Below are 15,975 nucleotides of genomic sequence, written 5' to 3' on the forward strand. Positions count from 1 at the left end.
TGTTCCTTTGCTTGTTGTATAACTCCGAGGAGGAAAATTGACAAGGATCGGCTCAGGTTCGGTCGGGCGGGCGGGCCGGGGGCTACGCTCGGCCGCATGACGAGGATTCCCAGCGCAGTGGTCGCGGCCGGCGGACTGATCGGCGGGTACGGCGCGGCCCGGTGGACGGGGAAGCGGCAGCTCGGCGGCGCGGTGCTGGCCGCCGCGGGCGCCGCGGCGGCGCAGCAGTGGCGCCGACGGGCCGGCGGTCCGGCCGCGGGCGCGCTGACGGCGGCGTATCTCGCCGCCTTCGCCGGGTCGCACCCGCTGGCGAAGAAGGTCGGCGCCTGGCCGTCCGTCCTCGGGGTCGCCGGGGCGGTCGCGCTCGCCTCCTGGGCGGTCGCCGACCGGCGTCGCGCCGACGCCGACGCCTGATCCCCGCTCGTTGCGGGTTGCGGCCCCGGTCCCCTCACCACCGTCCCGCCGAGAACACCCCCTCCTCCGCCTCCTCCGGGTCCGGCGGGCGCAGGGCCCGGCCCACCGCGCCGCCGACCAGCACCCCGCCCGCGATCAAGAACGTGAAGAAGCCCCAGGCCAGCGGCCACAGGCCGGTCAGGCCGTCCGGCTCCACGGGCGGGTGGGCACGCAGGGAGACGTACAGCAGGGCGGACGGCGGCACCGCCACCAGCAGCAGCGGCACGGCGGGGAATCTGTCGCGGTGGCCGAAGTAGGCCGCCAGGAGCAGCAGGACCGCGGCGAGGGCGGCGACACCGGCCATGGTCACGGGGCTGGTCTCGTTCACGGCGCCGGGTGCGGCGGCGCGGTTGCGCGGGTCCCAGGGGATGCAGGCCAGGTAGGCCGCCGCGCTGAGGGCGGCGCCGAGGACGCGCGTGAGCCAGCGCTCCGGCCAGGAGCACCTCCGTAGCGGGCGCAGGAGACGCGGCGGCTTTCCGGCCGTCTCGGTCCTGGTCGTCCCGGTTCCGGTCGTCCCGGTTCCGGTCGTCTCGGCCGTCCACGCCCCGGCCACCTCGGTTCCGCTCGTCTCGGTTGTTTCGGTTCCGCTCGTGTCTGTCCCAGTCGTCTCGCTCTCGGTCATGCGTACGAGCGTCTCGGGGCGGCCGCGGACGCGACAGAGTACGCGTACTCAGACGCCTGCTGCGTACGCGTACTCCGTCCCCGTTCCCCGTCGGACGTCCGGCCGCCCGGGCCCGGACGGGTCCGGGCGGGTCCAGGCAGGTCCGGGCAGGACACCCTCCCGGGTTCTCCCGGCTTCTCCCGGGTTCAGGCGGTCTTCGGCGCGGTCCGGGAGGTCGCGGCCGTCGGCTTCACGGTCGCCGCGGTCAGCGGTTTGGCGATGTCCTCCAGGGAGCGCCGCTCGGCCTTGACCGCGAGGGCCGCGGCGACCAGGCCGGCCAGGCACATCAGGGTGGCGCCGATCTGGAAGGCGAGGACGGTGTCGCCGACCTTGCCGGTGTTGGTGAGGTTGGCGAACAGCAGCGGGCCGCTGATGCCGCCGGCGGCGGTGCCCAGGGCGTAGAAGAAGGCGATGGACATCGCCCGGGTCTCCATGGGGAAGATCTCGGACACGGTCAGGTAGGCGCTGGAGGCGCCGGCCGAGGCGAAGAACAGCACCGCGCACCAGCAGGCGGTCAGCGTGCCGGCGCTGAGCGCGCCGCGGTCGAACAGCCAGGCCGTGCCGAACAGCAGCAGGCCCGACAGCAGGTACGTCGAGGAGATCATCACCCGGCGGCCGACCGTGTCGAAGAGGTGGCCGAGGACCAGCGGGCCGCAGAAGTTGCCGACGGCGATGACGGCGAAGTAGTAGCCGGTGTCGCCGGTGGGCACGTCGAAGAACTTGGTCAGGATCGCGCCGAAGCCGAAGGTGATGGCGTTGTAGAGGAACGCCTGCCCGATGAAGAGGGCGAAGCCGAGGACGGTGCGCCGGCGGTAGTCGGCGAAGAGGGTGCGGGCGATCTCCAGGAAGGTGACGTTGCGCCGCTGGTGGATGGTGATCTCCCCGTGGGGGCGGGGCAGCGGCTCGTCCCGGCCCTCCTGGACCTGCCGTTCGATGGAGGCGACGATCTCCTCGGCCTCCCGGTCCCGGCCGTGGATCAGCAGCCAGCGCGGGCTCTCCGGGACGTGCCGCCGTACCAGGAGGATGACCAGGGCGAGGACGGCGCCGAGCGCGAAGGTCAGCCGCCAGCCGACGTCCTTGGGCAGGATGGCGGTGTTCAGCGCGACGATCGACAGCAGGGAGCCGCCGACGGCGCCGAGCCAGAAGCTGCCGTTGATGACGAGGTCGACGCGCCCGCGGTGGGTGGCGGGGATCAGTTCGTCGATCGCGGAGTTGATGGCCGCGTACTCGCCGCCGATGCCGAAGCCGGTCAGGAACCGGAAGGCGAGGAACCACCAGGTGTCGAAGGACAGGCCGGTCAGGGCGGTGGCCGCGAGGTACACCCCGAGGGTGATCATGAAGAGTTTTTTACGGCCCCACCGGTCGGTCAGGCGGCCCCAGAACAGGGCGCCCAGGCAGGCGCCCGCCACGTACAGGGCCGCGGCGAGACCGGTCACCTCTCCGGAGGAGATGGGCAGGCCGCTGCCGGGTTCCGACAGGCGTCCGGCGATGTTGCCGACGACCGTGACCTCCAGGCCGTCCAGGATCCACACGGTGCCGAGCCCTATGACGATGGTCCAGTGCCAGCGTGACCACGGAAGGCGGTCCAGACGGGCGGGGATGTCGGTGGTGACGGTACGGCCGGTGTCGGCCTCGGCGGTGGCCATGGGCTCCCTCCTCCTCGAGCGGAACTCCCATCGGGTTCCCGCCGCTTGGCGGTTTCACGCGCCCAGCGCCTGCGACACCGTGTAGATCAGCAGGCCGGCCAGGGAGCCGACGACCGTGCCGTTGATCCGGATGAACTGCAGGTCGCGCCCTATGTGCGCCTCGATCTTCCGGGTGGTGTGCTCGGCGTCCCAGCCCGCGACGGTGTCGGTGATGAGGGAGGTGACCTCGGTCCGGTAGGTGGTCACCACGTACACGGCGGCGTCCTCCACCCAGCGGTCCACCTTGCCCTGGATGCGGGGGTCGGTGGCCATGCGGGTGCCCAGCGAGAGCAGGGAGGCGCGCACGCGCAGCCTGAGTTCGCTGCGTTCGTCCTCCGCCGCGGAGACGATCATGGCGCGTACGGCGGTCCAGGCGGAGGCGATGAGGTCCTGGACCTCGCCGCGGCCGAGGATCTCGCCCTTGAGGCGCTCCACGCGCGCCCGGGTGTCGCCGTCGGACTGCAGGTCGGCGGCGAAGTCGGTGAGGAAGCGGTCGAGGGCGCCGCGCGCGGGGTGGCCGGGCATGTCCCGCATCTCGGTGACGAACCGCAGCAGCTCCTTGTAGACCCGCTCGCCCACCTTGCGGTCCACGAATCTCGGGGTCCAGCCGGGCGCGCCGCCCTGCACGGCGTCCATCACGGAGTCGCGGTGCAGCACGAGCCAGTCGTGGGCGCGGGCGACGACCAGGTCGACGGCGCGGCGGTGGCCGCCGTCGGCGACGATCTTCTCCAGCATCGTGCCGATCTTCGGCGCGACCTCCTGGGCCGCGGCGCGCCGGGTGACGGCCTCGCCGACCACCGCCTGCACGTCGGAGTCGCGCAGCACGGTCAGCGCGCCGCGCAGCGCGGTGGACAGCTCGGCGGTGACCCGGTCGGCGTGCTCGGGCTCGGCGAGCCAGGCGCCGAAGCGGCGGCCGATGCCGACGGCGCGCAGCCGCTGCCGTACGACGTCGGCGGAGAGGAAGTTCTCGCCGACGAACTCACCCAGCGACACGCCGAGCTGGTCCTTCTTGGTGGGGATGATCGCGGTGTGCGGGATGGGCAGGCCGAGGGGATGGCGGAAGAGGGCGGTGACGGCGAACCAGTCGGCGAGCGCGCCGACCATGCCGGCCTCGGCGGCCGCGGCGACGTAGCCCGCCCAGGGGCCGGCGCCCGCGTGCCGGGCCCAGGTGGCCAGGGTGTAGACGACGGCGACGAACAGCAGCAGCCCGGCCGCGGTGAGTTTCATGCGGCGCACGCCGCGCCGGCGCTCCTCGTCGGCCGGGGTGAACGCCGTCATGGCGCGGACGGCGGCGGGGACCGTCCGCCCGGCCCCCGCGGCGGGTTCGGCCCCCGCGGCGGGTTCGGCCCCCGCGGCGGGTTCGGTTCCTGCGGGCCCGGTTCCGGTGGGCCCGGTTCCCGCGGCCCCGTTTCCCGCGGGTCCGGTCTCCGTCGGTCCGGTCTCCGTCGGTCCGGTCCTCGCCGGCCCGGTCCTCGCCGGCCCGGTCCTCGCCGGCCCGGTCCTCGCCGGCCCGGTTTCCGCCGGTCCGGTTTCCGCCGGCCTGGTGCCCGGTGTCGTGCCGTCCATCCGCATCACCCGTCCGTGATCTCCCGCACACATTGTCCCTTCTGACCGACTCCGGGAACGAAGCGAGAGTTCCCGGCGTCTATCCGGACCGGGGGAGTCACCTGTCGAACTCCTGTGGCCCCATGGGGGGTCCGTTCACCTCCCCTTCGCCCCATGCCTCATCATTGGGGTGATCAACCGGAGCCCCGGGCTCCGTCGCCCGAGGAGTCACACATCCGCATGACCAAGCGTCACGGTTATGCCCTGCTGACCGCGATCATCGCGCTGATCGTGGTCGTTTCCGCCGCGATATACGTCGGAGTCTCCTCCGACGACGGCCGCCCCGCCGGGCCCCTCGCCACCGGTCGCGTCCCCCGCGACTCCGCCGCCCCCGCCTCCACCGGCACCTGGGTCGGCGCCTGGGCCACCTCGCCGGCCGCCGCCGAGCCCGGCACGGAGACGACCGGGATGGCGGACCGCTCGATCCGCAACGTCGTCCACGCGGGCGTCGGCGGTACGAGTGCCCGCATCACGCTGTCCAATCTCTACGGCTCCGCGCCACTCACCGTCACCCACGCCACGATCGCCGTCGCCGCCGCCGGGAACACCCCGGCCGCCGAGCCCGGCACCCTGCGCCGCCTCACCTTCAACGGCACCACCACCGCCGTCGTCCCGGCCGGCGGCCAGATCGTCAGCGACGCCGTGCGCCTGCGCATCCCCACCGGCGCCGACGTGCTCGTCACGACGTACTCCCCCACCGGCTCCGGGCCGGTCACCTACCACCCGCACGCCCGGCAGATCTCCTACCTCGCCCGGGGCGACCAGGCCGACGACGTCACCGGCGCCCCCTACACCGAGCAGACGCCCTACTGGCGCTACCTGACCGCCCTGGACGTGCTCAGCAACGAGGCCGACGGCACCGTCGTCGCACTCGGCGACTCCCTCACCGACGGCATCACCTCCACCACCGGCGCCAACCACCGCTGGACCGACGTCCTGGCCGAGCGGCTGCGCGCCGCCGTCGCCGCCGGGCAGGACGCGCCGCGCTACAGCGTCGTCAACGAGGGCATCAGCGGCAACCGCGTCCTCACCGACGGCCTGGGCCGGCCCGCGGACAACCCCAGCGGCCTGAACCGCTTCACCCGGGACGTGCTGGGCCGCACCAACGTCAAGGTCGTGGTGATCGACCTCGGTGTCAACGACATCCTGCGCACCCCCGGCACGGCCGACCCCGACCGGATCGTCGCCGGCCTGCGCACCCTGGTGGCGCACGCCCACGCCCGCGGGCTGAAGGTGATCGGCGCGACCCTCATGCCGTTCGGCGGCCACCGCGGCTACACCCCGCAGCGCGAGGCCGTGCGGCAGGAGATCAACGTCCGCATCCGCTCCGGGCGGGTCTACGACGCCGTCGTCGACTTCGACAAGGCGCTGCGCGACCCCTACGCCCCGCAGCGGCTGCGCGCCGACTACGACTCCGGGGACCACCTGCACCCCAGCGACGCGGGGTACGCGCGGATGGCGGAGGTGTTCGACCTGCGGGAGCTGAAGGGGTCGGCGCCGGCGGAGCTGTAGGGCGCGCGGGCACGTGCCGGGGGGCGGCGGCCCCGCCCCCTCCGGTGTCCCTCAGCGGCCCTCGGCGTCCGCGTCCCGGCCCCGCAGCTCCCGCCGCTCCGCCCGCCGCTCCAGCCGCTCCTGGCGCCGCTGCTCCTTCAGCCGCCGCTGCTCCGCCCGCGGCAGCTTGCGCTCCACGCCGACGCCGCCCCAGAAGGCGAACCCGGAGATGACGACGCGGGGCGCGCCGGGGTCGCCGGAACCGCCGTCCTCGGGGTGCTCGAAGCCGCCCATCAGGCCGAAGCCGCGCACGACGACCTCGACCCCGGGCGGCACGACGACCTGCACGCCGCCCATGACGGCGATGCAGGTGATCTCCACCTCGCGGTCGGCGAAGTTCGCCTCGCGCAGGTCCAGCTCGCCGCCGCCCAGGAAGGCGAAGCAGGTAAAGCGCTTCGGCACGGTCCAGCGGCCCTTGCGCTCGAACCCGGACAGCACGGCGACGGCCCCCGTGGAGGAGCCCTCGCCGTCCACGATCCGGCTCGCCCAACTCCCCTGCCCCTCCGGTCCCTTGGTCAGGGACACGACGGGCGCGGTGACCCCGGGGGCGGGCAGGTCGCGGGTGATCGGCGCGAGGTCGCCGTAGGTGCGGGCCTTGTACGTCGCCTCCAGCCGCTCCTCGAACTCCGCCATGTCCAGCCGGCCCTCCGCCAGGGCCTCGCGCAGGATGTCGGCGACGCGTTCGCGATCGGCGTCGGAGGCCCGGAGTTCCAGGGCGTCGTCGGTCATGACAGCAGCCTACGAGCTCACCCGCCGCGCGGCTACGAGACGGCCCCCCGCACCCGCCCGCCCACGACCCGCCCGGCTACGAGACGGCGCCCCGCACCCGCCCGGCTACGGAACGGCGTCCTGCGCCCGCGCGGCCCGCTCGCCCGGGGCCGCGGGGCCCTTTTCCGCCGGGCCCAGCATGGTGGCGATCACGGCCTCGATGTCCGGCTCCCGCAGCGACAGGTCCACCAGCGGATAGCGGGCCGCGATCCCTGCCACCAGGGCCGCGGCCGGCTCCCCCGCCGGGAGGGCCAGCCACTGCCGCGGGCCCTCCACCCGCACCACCCGGGCGGGCGGGGCCTGGACGGGCGGGAGTTCACGCTCCAGGTCGACGACAAGGACGCGTTCGCCGCCGCCCGCCTCGCGCAGTCCGGCCGTCGAACCGTCGTACACCAGCCGCCCGTGGTCGATGACCATGACCCGGCCGCACAGCTGCTCGATGTCCTGCAGGTCGTGGGTGGTGAGCAGGACGGTGGTGCCGCGCTCGGCGTTGAGGTCCTTCAGGAAAGAACGCACCCTGGCCTTGGACAGGACGTCCAGGCCGATGGTCGGCTCGTCGAGGTAGAGCACCGCCGGGTCGTGCAGCAGGGCCGCGGCGATGTCGCCGCGCATGCGCTGGCCCAGCGACAGTTGCCGCACCGGCACCTCCAGCAGGGGGCCCAGTCCCAGCAGTTCGGTGCAGCGGTCGAGGTTCTCGCGGTAACGGGCCGCCGGAATGCGGTACATGCGCCGCACCAGCCGGTAGGAGTCGATCAGCGGCAGGTCCCACCACAGCGTGGTGCGCTGCCCGAACACCACGCCGACGCGGTGCGCCAGGCGGGTGCGTTCGCGGGCCGGGTCGATGCCGGCGACGCGCAGCCGGCCGCCGCTGGGCGTGAGGATGCCGGTGAGCATTTTGACCGTGGTGGACTTCCCGGCGCCGTTGGGCCCGATGCAGCCGACCATCTCGCCGCGCGCCACGGTGAAGGAGATGCCGTCCACCGCTCGCACCCGCCGCCGCTCCCACCGCAGGAACCCGGTCCTGCGGCGGACGTCGAAGACCTTCTCGACGCCGTCCACCTCGATGAAAGGCTCGTTCACGGCGCTCAGCCCCTCCCGCTCCCCCGGCTCGTTCACGGCGCTCAGCCCCTCCCGCTCCCCCGGCTCACTCGCTTCCCTCATCCCCGCTCAACTCCCCGTGCTGCGGTACGACTTCAGGCCCGCCCGCCACGCCGCCCCGGCCAGCACGCAGCAGCCGGCCGCCACCAGCGGCGGGGCGAACGCCGTCCACACCGGCAGGTGCAGCGGATACGGCCGCCCCAGCACGTAGCAGGCGGGCAGCCAGTTGACGAAGGCGAGCGGCAGCACGAACGTCACCCCGCGCACCAACTCCCCGGCGAAGACGGTGGGCGGGTACTGCAGCAGCGTGACACCGCCGTAGGTGAACGCGTTCTGCACCTCGGCCGCGTCCTGCGCCAGGAACTGGAAGGCGGCGCCCGCCACGAACACGGCCGCGAAGATCACCGCACCGCTGACCACCGCCACCGGCACCAGCAGCAGCCTCGGCCACGTCCAGGCGACGTCCACCTCCGCCAGCGCCCAGCCCAGCACCAGCGCCCCCTGCATGCACCGGCCCAGCCGGCGCAGCGCGAAACGGTCGGCGGCCAGCTGTGCCAGCACCGGCGCCGGCCGCACCAGCAGCACGTCCAGCGTGCCGTCGCGCACCCGCACGCCCAGCCGCTCCACCGAGCCGACGGCGAGATCGCTCAGGCCGAAGGCGAGCACCGACAGCCCGTACAGGAACGCCACCTCCGGCAGCCGGTAGCCGCCGAGCACGTCCACCCGGGAGAACATCAGCACGATCGCGGCGAAGTCGAGCCCGGCCCCCACGAAGTTCCCGACCAGCGTCATGGCGAAGGAGGCGCGGTAGGCCATGGTCGACCGCACCCACATCCCCGCGATCAGCCCGTAGACCCGCAGCCCCTGCCCCACGCGCGCCGCCTCACCCACCCTGCACCACCACCCGCGCGCCGCCTCACCCACCCTGCACCACCACCCGCCGCACCGCCACCGCCGTCACCAGCCGCCCCGCCGCCAGCAGCACCACCGCCCACGCCCCCTGGAAGGCGTACGTGGCGAGCGGATCGGCGTGCCCGAGCAGGACGTCGGCGGGCGCCTGCAGCAGCGACGACCAGGGCAGCACCCGCACCACCCGCCCCAGCTCGCCCGGGAAGACGTTGAGCGGCAGCAGCATTCCGGAACAGAAGAATCCGGCCAGCCAGACGATCTGCGTCACGCCCGTCCCGTCCAGCAGCCAGAAGGCGCTCAGCGCCAGCAGGAAACGCAGCGCGAAACTCACCAGCATCCCCAGCAGCACCGCCACCAGCCCCGCCGCCCAGGTCAGCGCATCCCCCGGAACGGCGAGCGGGAAGCACGCCATCCCCACCAGGAACGGCACGACACCGCGCCCCGCCAACTGGAACACCGCCCGCCCCAGGTCGTTCGCCAGCCATCACACCTGCAGGTCGACGGGCCGGTACAGGTCGATCGCGACATCGCCCGTACGGATGCGCTCCATGAACTCGCCCTCGAAACCGCCGCCGCCGATCGCCAGCGTCGACAGCAGCGCCTGCCCGAGCCACACGTACGTCAGCGCCTGCCCCTGCCCGTACCCGCCCAGATGCGGCCGCGCCTCCCACAGCGCCCGGTAGGTGCACACGAGGATCAGGCCGAAAACCGTGTTGGTGAACACCCCGGCGGCAGTGCCCGCCCGGTACGTCGCGTACCGTCTGAAGCTCCCCGCCGCGACGGTCAGGTACAGCCGTCCCGCACCCACACCGACCACCCTCCCGGGGCCGTCCGCCACCGAAGCGCAGGAGCCTAATGCGCGCACGGTGCGGCCGGCCACGCATTTTCCGGGACCGAAGTGCCCGGTGCGGGAACGGAAGCACCTGGTGCGACAGTCTTGTACGGAGGGGGACGCAGCAGACGTACGAGGGCGTACGGCATGCGAACGTACGACGACACAGGAGTCCGTGCACGAGATGAGCGACGAGCCGCAGCCGCAGCAGCCGAACGAGGGCTGGGCACCCAGTGAGCAGCCGGCGGCCGACGATCCGCAGGACGACAGGCCCACACGCCCCGAACGAACCGGCTGGCGCCGGCTCGTCCCCACCTGGCGGACGCTGCTCGCCGCCGCCGTCGTCGGCGTCGTCCTGCTGATCGGCGCGTTCTTCCTCGGCTACGCCCTGGTGAAGATCCCGCCCGCCAACGCGCTGGCCACCAAGCAGGCCAACGTCTACCTCTACGCCGACGGCTCGGTCATCGCCCGCGACGGCGAGATCAACCGGGAGAACGTCACCCTCGCCCAGGTCTCCAAGAACGCCCAGCACGCCGTGCTGGCCGCCGAGGACCGCGACTTCTACACCGAGTCCGCCGTCGACCCCAAGGCCATGCTGCGCGCCGCGTGGAACACCGCCACCGGCAAGGGCAAGCAGTCCGGCTCCACCATCACCCAGCAGTACGTCAAGAACTACTACCTGGCCCAGGAGCAGACCGTCACCCGCAAGGTGAAGGAGTTCTTCATCGCGATCAAGCTGGACCGCGAGGAGAGCAAGGACAAGATCCTCGAGGGCTACCTCAACACCAGCTTCTTCGGCCGCAACGCCTACGGCATCCAGGCCGCCGCCCAGGCCTACTACGGCGTGGACGCCAAGGACCTCGACCCGGCCCGCGCCGCCTACCTCGCCGCCCTCGTCAACGCCCCCAGCCAGTACGACGTCATCGCCCACCCCGAGAACAAGGCCGCCGCCGTCGCCCGCTGGAACTACGTCCTGGACGGCATGGTCAAAAAGGGCTGGCTCAGCGCCTCGCAGCGCGCCGGGATGAAGTTCCCCGTGCCGAAGGAGTCCACCGTCTCCGCCGGCCTGTCCGGACAGCGCGGCTACCTCGTCCGCATCGTGCGCGACTACCTCACCCAGAACAAGATCGTCAGCGAGGACCAGCTCGACGCCGGCGGCTACCGCATCACCACCACCCTGCAGAAGCGCAAGCAGAACGCCTTCGTCAAGGCCGTCAACGACCAGCTCATGAGCAAGCTGGACAAGAAGCACCGCAAGGTCGACACCTACGTCCGCGCCGGCGGCGCCGCCGTCGACCCCAAGACCGGCAAGGTCGTGGCGATGTACAACGGCATCGACTACGTCAAGCAGTACACACCCAACGCCACCCGCCGCGACTTCCAGGTCGGCTCCACCTTCAAACCGCTCGTGTTCACCGCCGCCGTCGCACACGGCTCCACCACCCAGGACGGCCGCCCCATCACCCCCAACACCGTCTACGACGGCACCAACAAACGCCCCGTCCAGGGCTGGAGCGGCGGCGCCTACGCCCCCGAGAACGAGGACGAGGCCTCCTACGGCGACATCACCGTCCGCGAGGCCACCGACAAGTCCGTCAACTCCGTCTACGCCCAGATGGCCGTCGACGTCGGCCCCGCCAAGGTCAAGCAGACCGCCATCGACCTCGGCCTGCCCGCCCACACCCCCGACCTGCAGCCCTACCCGTCCATCGCCCTCGGCACCGCCACCGCCAGCGTCCTCGACATGGCCGAGGCCTACGCCACCCTCGCCAACCACGGCAAGCACGGCACCTACACCATGATCGAAAAGGTCACCAAGGACGGCACCCAGGAGATCAGGCTGCCCCGCCGGAAGACCCGGCAGGCCGTCAGCCGCGAGGCCGCCGACACCACCACCTCCGTCCTGCAGAGCGTCGTCCAGAAGGGCACCGCCACCGCCGCCCAGGCCGCCGGCCGCCCCGCCGCCGGCAAGACCGGCACCGCCGAGGAGGACACCGCCGCCTGGTTCGCCGGCTACACCCCCGACCTGGCCACCGTCGTCTCCGTCATGGGCCAGGACCCCGAAACCGCCGCCCACAAGCCCCTCTACGGCGCCATGGGCCTGGAACGCGTCAACGGCGGCGGCGCACCCACGCAGATCTGGGCGCAGTTCACCCGGGACGCCCTCAAGGGCACCCCGGTCAGCGACTTCGACCTGGAACTGCAAAGCGGCGCCGCCGAAACCCAGGCACCCAGCACCGAACCCACCCAGCAGCAGCCCTCCACCCCCAGCGGCGACACCTCCACCCCCGCCACCGGCGGCCCCAGCCAGAGCACCAGCCCCACCCCGAGCGGCCCCCAGGGCCAGAACGGCGGCACCCCCACCACGGGCACCGCCACCGGCGGAAACAGCACCGGCACCACCGGCGGCACCACCACCGGGGGCACCACGAGCGGCGACACCGGCGGCACCACCACCGGAGGCACCACCGCCGGCGACACCGGCACCGGAGGCACCGGCGGCGACCAGCCGGCCGGCGGCACCACCACCGGCGCCGGCCTGCAGGGCCTCACCACCCGCCGGGAGTGACCCGGCCCGCCGGGAGTGGCCCGCCCGGCCCGCGGGCCGGGCGGGCCGCACGGCCCGTGCCGCGTCCGCGGGCACGACAAAGGGCACGACAAAGGGCACGGCAAAGGGCACGGCAAAGGGGCCGGTGACCACAGGCCACCGGCCCCGCCGCCCACACCCGACGCTCCGCGGGCCGTTCTGCAGGCGGCTACAGATACAGGCCGGTCGAGTCCTCCGACCCCTCGAACCGGTCCGCGGCCACGGCGTGCAGGTCACGCTCGCGCATCAGCACGTACGCCACACCCCGCACCTCGACCTCGGCCCGGTCCTCCGGATCGAACAGCACCCGGTCACCCGGCTCCACCGTCCGGACGTTCTGCCCCACGGCCACGACCTCCGCCCAGGCCAGGCGGCGGCCCACCGCGGCCGTGGCCGGGATGAGGATGCCGCCACCCGAACGCCGCTCGCCCTTTTCGTTGGTGTCCATCCGCACCAACACCCGGTCGTGCAGCATCCGGATGGGCAGCTTGTCGTGCTGGGGGGTCTCGTTTCTGTTGGCGCTCACACCCTCGAACCTACCTGCCCCACGCACATCCGTGCGCGGCCGGGTCGACGCTCACCGAAGTCCGCCGCCGCCCGCGCCGGACCACGCCCGCGCCGCCCGTGCGGACCGCGCCCACCGGCACCCGTGCGGACCGTGCCCGCAGGGGCCGTGCCGGACATGCCCGCCGACACCCGCCGCAGCCCGTCAGTCCCGGCGCCGCCGGGTACCCAGAGCCAGCAGCCCGACCACCCCGACGACCACGAGCGCCACCGGCACGATCCGCTCCAGCCGCGGCGCCCCGTCCTCGTCCGTGAACCGCGCCCGCACCTCGCTCACCGCCCGGTTGACCTGGACATAAGCCCGACCGAACGTGTGATCCACATGAGAGACGACCCTGGCCCTCGCATCCCCCACGATCGTCTTCGGGTGCACCCGCACCCCGATCTCGTCGAGCGTCTCGGCCAGCACCTCGCGGCGGCGCCTGATGTCCGCCTCGATCTGCGCCGGGGTCCTGGTGTCCGAGGTGTCCGCCACCGTACCGCCTCCGAAGTCCGCTGTTGCCTGTGCTGGACAGTCTGTCAGCTCTCCGCCGCGCCGCACTGTCGGCACCCCCCGTTAGGCTCGGGACGGCACGCACACGCCCCGCACCCTTGGAGGAGACCTGCGATGACCGAGCGACTCCAGCCCGGCGACCCGGCCCCCGCCTTCACCCTCCCCGACGCCGACGGCCGCGAGGTCTCCCTCGCCGACCACCGGGGCCGCAAGGTCATCGTCTACTTCTACCCCGCCGCCCTCACCCCGGGCTGCACCAAGCAGGCCTGCGACTTCACCGACAACCTGGAGCTGCTGACGGGCGCCGGCTACGACGTCATCGGCATCTCCCCCGACAAGCCCGAGAAGCTCGCCAAGTTCCGCGACAAGGAATCCCTCAAGGTCACCCTCCTCTCCGACCCCGACAAGAAGGTCCTGGAGGCCTACGGCGCCTACGGCGAGAAGAAGCTCTACGGCAAGACCGTCGTCGGCGTCATCCGCTCCACGGTCGTCGTCGACGAGGAGGGACGCGTCGAGCGGGCGCTGTACAACGTGAAGGCGACCGGCCACGTGGCCAAGATCATCAAAGACCTGGGGATCTGACCCGTCCCGCCCCACCGCCCCGCGTGACCACCCGCCCTCCGGTTCGTTACTCCGTGCGAGGCCATGAACACATGGCCGAACACGGAGGGGGATCCGGATGGGAGCCAGCCCGTACACCAGGGAACGGCTGCAGGAGGCGGCCCGCGGGGCACGGACGCTGTCGGAGGCACTGGAGCGACTGGGGGTGGATCCGCGCAGTTCCACACGGCGGTACGTGTGGGAGCGGATGAAGAAGCTCGGCGTCGACGTCACCCACTTCGAGCGGGAGGGGGTGAAGTGGACACGGGAGGTTCTTCAGGAGGCGGTTTCGGCGTCGGCCAACATGTACGAGGTGCTGCGCCACCTGGGGCTCGACGCTGTCGGCGGCCACCATGCGCACATCAGCCGACGGATCAGGGCGTACGGCATCGACACGTCGCACTTTCGAGTGCCGACCCAGCGCGGCAGGACCCGGCGACCCCGGAGGCCGGAGGCGTTCCTCGTCGAGCAGCCCGCCGACCGGGCCCGGCGCACACCGAGCGACCGCCTCAAGTGGGCGATGACGGCCTCGGGCGTACCGGAGCGATGTGCCCGGTGCGGCACCGGGCCGGTCTGGCGAGGCCATCCACTCCCGCTCGAGGTCGATCACATCGACGGCAACTGGCGCGACAACCGGCTGGAGAATCTCCGGTTCCTGTGCCCCAACTGCCACTCGACCACGGACCGTTACCGAGGACGCGGCAAGCGGGGCACGCGGGACGCAACCGCATGAGCAACGGCATCCGGTACACGCGCGAGCGGCTGACGCACGCGGCCGAGCAGTGCTCGAGCATCGACGAGGTGATCGCCTTCTTCGGCGCACGCCCGTACGCCAAGCTCGACCGCTATCTCGCGAGGCGCTTCGCTCATTTCGAGATCGACATCTCCCATTTCAGCCGCCCGGGCCGACCGCCCCGGCCCGCATCGGAAGACCTGCGCGAGGCGGTCGCGCAGTCGGTGTCCATCGCCGAGGTGCTGCGCCGCCTCGGACGGCCGGACAGCGGGACGCAGCGGGCACTCCTGCGCCGGTGGATCGCTGACGAAGACATCCCGACCGCGCACTTCCTCGGGCAGGCGCACAGCCGGGGCAGGTCACGCCCTGCCCTGACCAAGTGTCCCGAGGACATCCTGGTCAAGCACGACGGCGGGCGGCGCACCAGGACCCACCTGCTGCGCCGTGCGCTGCGCGAGGTGGGCGTACCCGAGGAGTGCGCCGAGTGCGGTACCGGCCCCGAATGGTTCGGCAGACCGATGACGCTGGAGGTCGATCACGTCAACGGGGACCGGAGCGACGACCGGCGCGAGAACCTGCGGTTGCTGTGCCCCAACTGCCACGCGGTCACGAGCACCTGGTGCAGGGGAGGTCGCCGTAGGCCCGCGCAGATATGAGGTGCACCACCGGTAGCATGTCGGCTGCGCGGCCGTGGCGAAATAGGCAGCACGCGAGGGTTTTAGGTGCCCTTGGGCGAAAGCCCGTGTGGGTTCGAGTCCCACCGGCCGCACGCGCGGGGGCCGTCCGAGAGGGCGGCCCCTTCCGCGTATCTCACCCCAGCAACTCCCGCACCACCGGCACCAGGGCCCGGAACGCCTTGCCCCGGTGGCTGATCGCGTTCTTCTCCTCGGGGGTCAGTTCCGCGCAGGTCCTCGTCTCGCCCTCGGGCTGGAGGATCGGGTCGTAGCCGAAGCCGTTGGTGCCGGCCGGTTCGCGGCGCAGGGTGCCGGTCAGGCGGCCCTCGACGACCCGTTCCGTGCCGTCCGGCAGGGCGAGGGCCGCGGCGCAGGCGAAGTGGGCGCCGCGGTGTTCGTCGGGGACGTCGGCGAGCTGGGCGAGGAGCAGGTCGAGGTTGGCTTTGTCGTCGCCGTGGCGGCCGGCCCAGCGGGCGGAGAAGATGCCGGGGGCGCCGCCGAGGACGTCGACGCAGAGGCCGGAGTCGTCGGCGACGGCGGGCAGGCCGGTGGCGCGGGCGAGGGTGTGGGCCTTGAGGAGGGCGTTTTCGGCGAAGGTGACGCCGGTTTCTCTGACGTCGGGTGCGTCGGGGAAGGCGTCGGTGCCGACGAGGTCGTGCGGGAGGCCGGCCTCGGTGAGGATGGCCCTGAGTTCGGTGATCTTTCCGGTGTTGCGGGTGGCGAGGATCAGGCGGGTCATGCCGTTCAGTATCGCGTCGGTGT

General features: G+C 72.6%; 15 protein-coding genes, 1 tRNA gene and 1 pseudogene. 7 read left to right on the top strand and 10 right to left on the bottom strand.

Annotated features, from left to right (window positions below):
* Window positions 1-96: 96 nt before the first annotated feature.
* A complete protein-coding gene (locus tag IE225_RS08250) occupies window positions 97-414 on the top strand; it encodes a hypothetical protein (protein ID WP_190056698.1) in 318 nt (105 codons plus the stop codon).
* Between the two features lie 34 nt (window positions 415-448).
* On the opposite strand, the gene IE225_RS08255 is transcribed toward IE225_RS08250, so the two are convergent.
* The 3 genes from IE225_RS08255 to IE225_RS08265 all read right to left on the bottom strand — a co-directional run bounded on the left by IE225_RS08255 (window position 449) and on the right by IE225_RS08265 (window position 4,077).
* Window positions 449-1,075, bottom strand: coding sequence for a hypothetical protein (locus tag IE225_RS08255; protein ID WP_308432457.1), 627 nt, complete (start codon window positions 1,073-1,075; stop codon window positions 449-451).
* Between the two features lie 185 nt (window positions 1,076-1,260).
* Window positions 1,261-2,760: an MFS transporter gene (locus IE225_RS08260; protein ID WP_190056699.1), complete on the bottom strand. Its 1,500-nt coding sequence runs from the start codon at window positions 2,758-2,760 to the stop codon at window positions 1,261-1,263.
* A gap of 54 nt (window positions 2,761-2,814) precedes the next feature.
* On the bottom strand, window positions 2,815-4,077 hold the full coding sequence (locus IE225_RS08265; protein ID WP_190056700.1) for a DUF445 domain-containing protein: 1,263 nt from the start codon (window positions 4,075-4,077) through the stop codon (window positions 2,815-2,817).
* 507 nt (window positions 4,078-4,584) lie between these two features.
* Between IE225_RS08265 and IE225_RS08270 the strand changes: the two genes are divergently transcribed.
* On the top strand, window positions 4,585-5,916 hold the full coding sequence (locus IE225_RS08270) for an SGNH/GDSL hydrolase family protein (protein ID WP_190056701.1): 1,332 nt from the start codon (window positions 4,585-4,587) through the stop codon (window positions 5,914-5,916).
* 51 nt (window positions 5,917-5,967) lie between these two features.
* Here the strand turns inward: IE225_RS08270 and IE225_RS08275 are convergent, their stop codons facing one another.
* From IE225_RS08275 to IE225_RS08290, 4 genes and pseudogenes are all read right to left on the bottom strand, one after another.
* The gene (locus tag IE225_RS08275) at window positions 5,968-6,684 is read right to left on the bottom strand and encodes a DUF1707 SHOCT-like domain-containing protein (RefSeq protein WP_190056702.1); all 717 of its coding nucleotides are present in this window, start codon (window positions 6,682-6,684) and stop codon (window positions 5,968-5,970) included.
* Window positions 6,685-6,789: 105 nt separating this feature from the next.
* Window positions 6,790-7,884 (bottom strand): ABC transporter ATP-binding protein, encoded by a 1,095-nt coding sequence (locus IE225_RS08280; protein WP_190056703.1) that lies wholly within the window; start codon window positions 7,882-7,884, stop codon window positions 6,790-6,792.
* A 6-nt stretch (window positions 7,885-7,890) separates the two neighbouring features.
* Window positions 7,891-8,655 carry an ABC transporter permease gene (locus IE225_RS08285; RefSeq protein ID WP_190056846.1) on the bottom strand — a complete coding sequence of 255 codons (765 nt, stop codon included), beginning with the start codon at window positions 8,653-8,655 and terminating at the stop codon, window positions 7,891-7,893.
* An 82-nt stretch (window positions 8,656-8,737) separates the two neighbouring features.
* A pseudogene (locus IE225_RS08290) lies at window positions 8,738-9,538 on the bottom strand (ABC transporter permease).
* A 208-nt stretch (window positions 9,539-9,746) separates the two neighbouring features.
* Here IE225_RS08290 and IE225_RS08295 point away from each other — a divergent pair.
* Complete coding sequence (locus IE225_RS08295; protein WP_190056704.1) at window positions 9,747-12,131, top strand: transglycosylase domain-containing protein; 2,385 nt, start codon at window positions 9,747-9,749, stop codon at window positions 12,129-12,131.
* Between the two features lie 187 nt (window positions 12,132-12,318).
* Here the strand turns inward: IE225_RS08295 and IE225_RS08300 are convergent, their stop codons facing one another.
* Both IE225_RS08300 and IE225_RS08305 read right to left on the bottom strand, forming a co-directional pair.
* Window positions 12,319-12,624 carry a GroES family chaperonin gene (locus tag IE225_RS08300; RefSeq protein WP_373303147.1) on the bottom strand — a complete coding sequence of 102 codons (306 nt, stop codon included), beginning with the start codon at window positions 12,622-12,624 and terminating at the stop codon, window positions 12,319-12,321.
* Between the two features lie 234 nt (window positions 12,625-12,858).
* Window positions 12,859-13,188 carry a DUF3618 domain-containing protein gene (locus tag IE225_RS08305; RefSeq protein ID WP_190056706.1) on the bottom strand — a complete coding sequence of 110 codons (330 nt, stop codon included), beginning with the start codon at window positions 13,186-13,188 and terminating at the stop codon, window positions 12,859-12,861.
* A gap of 132 nt (window positions 13,189-13,320) precedes the next feature.
* Here IE225_RS08305 and bcp point away from each other — a divergent pair, with 132 nt between their 5' ends.
* The 4 genes from bcp to IE225_RS08325 all read left to right on the top strand — a co-directional run bounded on the left by bcp (window position 13,321) and on the right by IE225_RS08325 (window position 15,308).
* Window positions 13,321-13,788, top strand: coding sequence for a thioredoxin-dependent thiol peroxidase (gene bcp, locus IE225_RS08310; protein WP_190056707.1), 468 nt, complete (start codon window positions 13,321-13,323; stop codon window positions 13,786-13,788).
* Between the two features lie 97 nt (window positions 13,789-13,885).
* Complete coding sequence (locus IE225_RS08315) at window positions 13,886-14,539, top strand: HNH endonuclease signature motif containing protein (RefSeq protein WP_190056708.1); 654 nt, start codon at window positions 13,886-13,888, stop codon at window positions 14,537-14,539.
* The gene (locus IE225_RS08320; RefSeq protein WP_190056709.1) at window positions 14,536-15,195 is read left to right on the top strand and encodes an HNH endonuclease; all 660 of its coding nucleotides are present in this window, start codon (window positions 14,536-14,538) and stop codon (window positions 15,193-15,195) included. The genes IE225_RS08315 and IE225_RS08320 overlap by 4 nt, the downstream gene beginning before the upstream one ends.
* 28 nt (window positions 15,196-15,223) lie before the next feature.
* A tRNA-Leu gene (locus IE225_RS08325) sits at window positions 15,224-15,308 on the top strand.
* A gap of 41 nt (window positions 15,309-15,349) precedes the next feature.
* Here the strand turns inward: IE225_RS08325 and rdgB are convergent.
* Window positions 15,350-15,952 (bottom strand): RdgB/HAM1 family non-canonical purine NTP pyrophosphatase, encoded by a 603-nt coding sequence (gene rdgB / locus IE225_RS08330; RefSeq protein WP_190056710.1) that lies wholly within the window; start codon window positions 15,950-15,952, stop codon window positions 15,350-15,352.
* Window positions 15,953-15,975: the final 23 nt, after the last annotated feature.

Source organism: Streptomyces echinoruber (assembly GCF_014651135.1).
Classification (GTDB): domain Bacteria; phylum Actinomycetota; class Actinomycetes; order Streptomycetales; family Streptomycetaceae; genus Streptomyces; species Streptomyces echinoruber.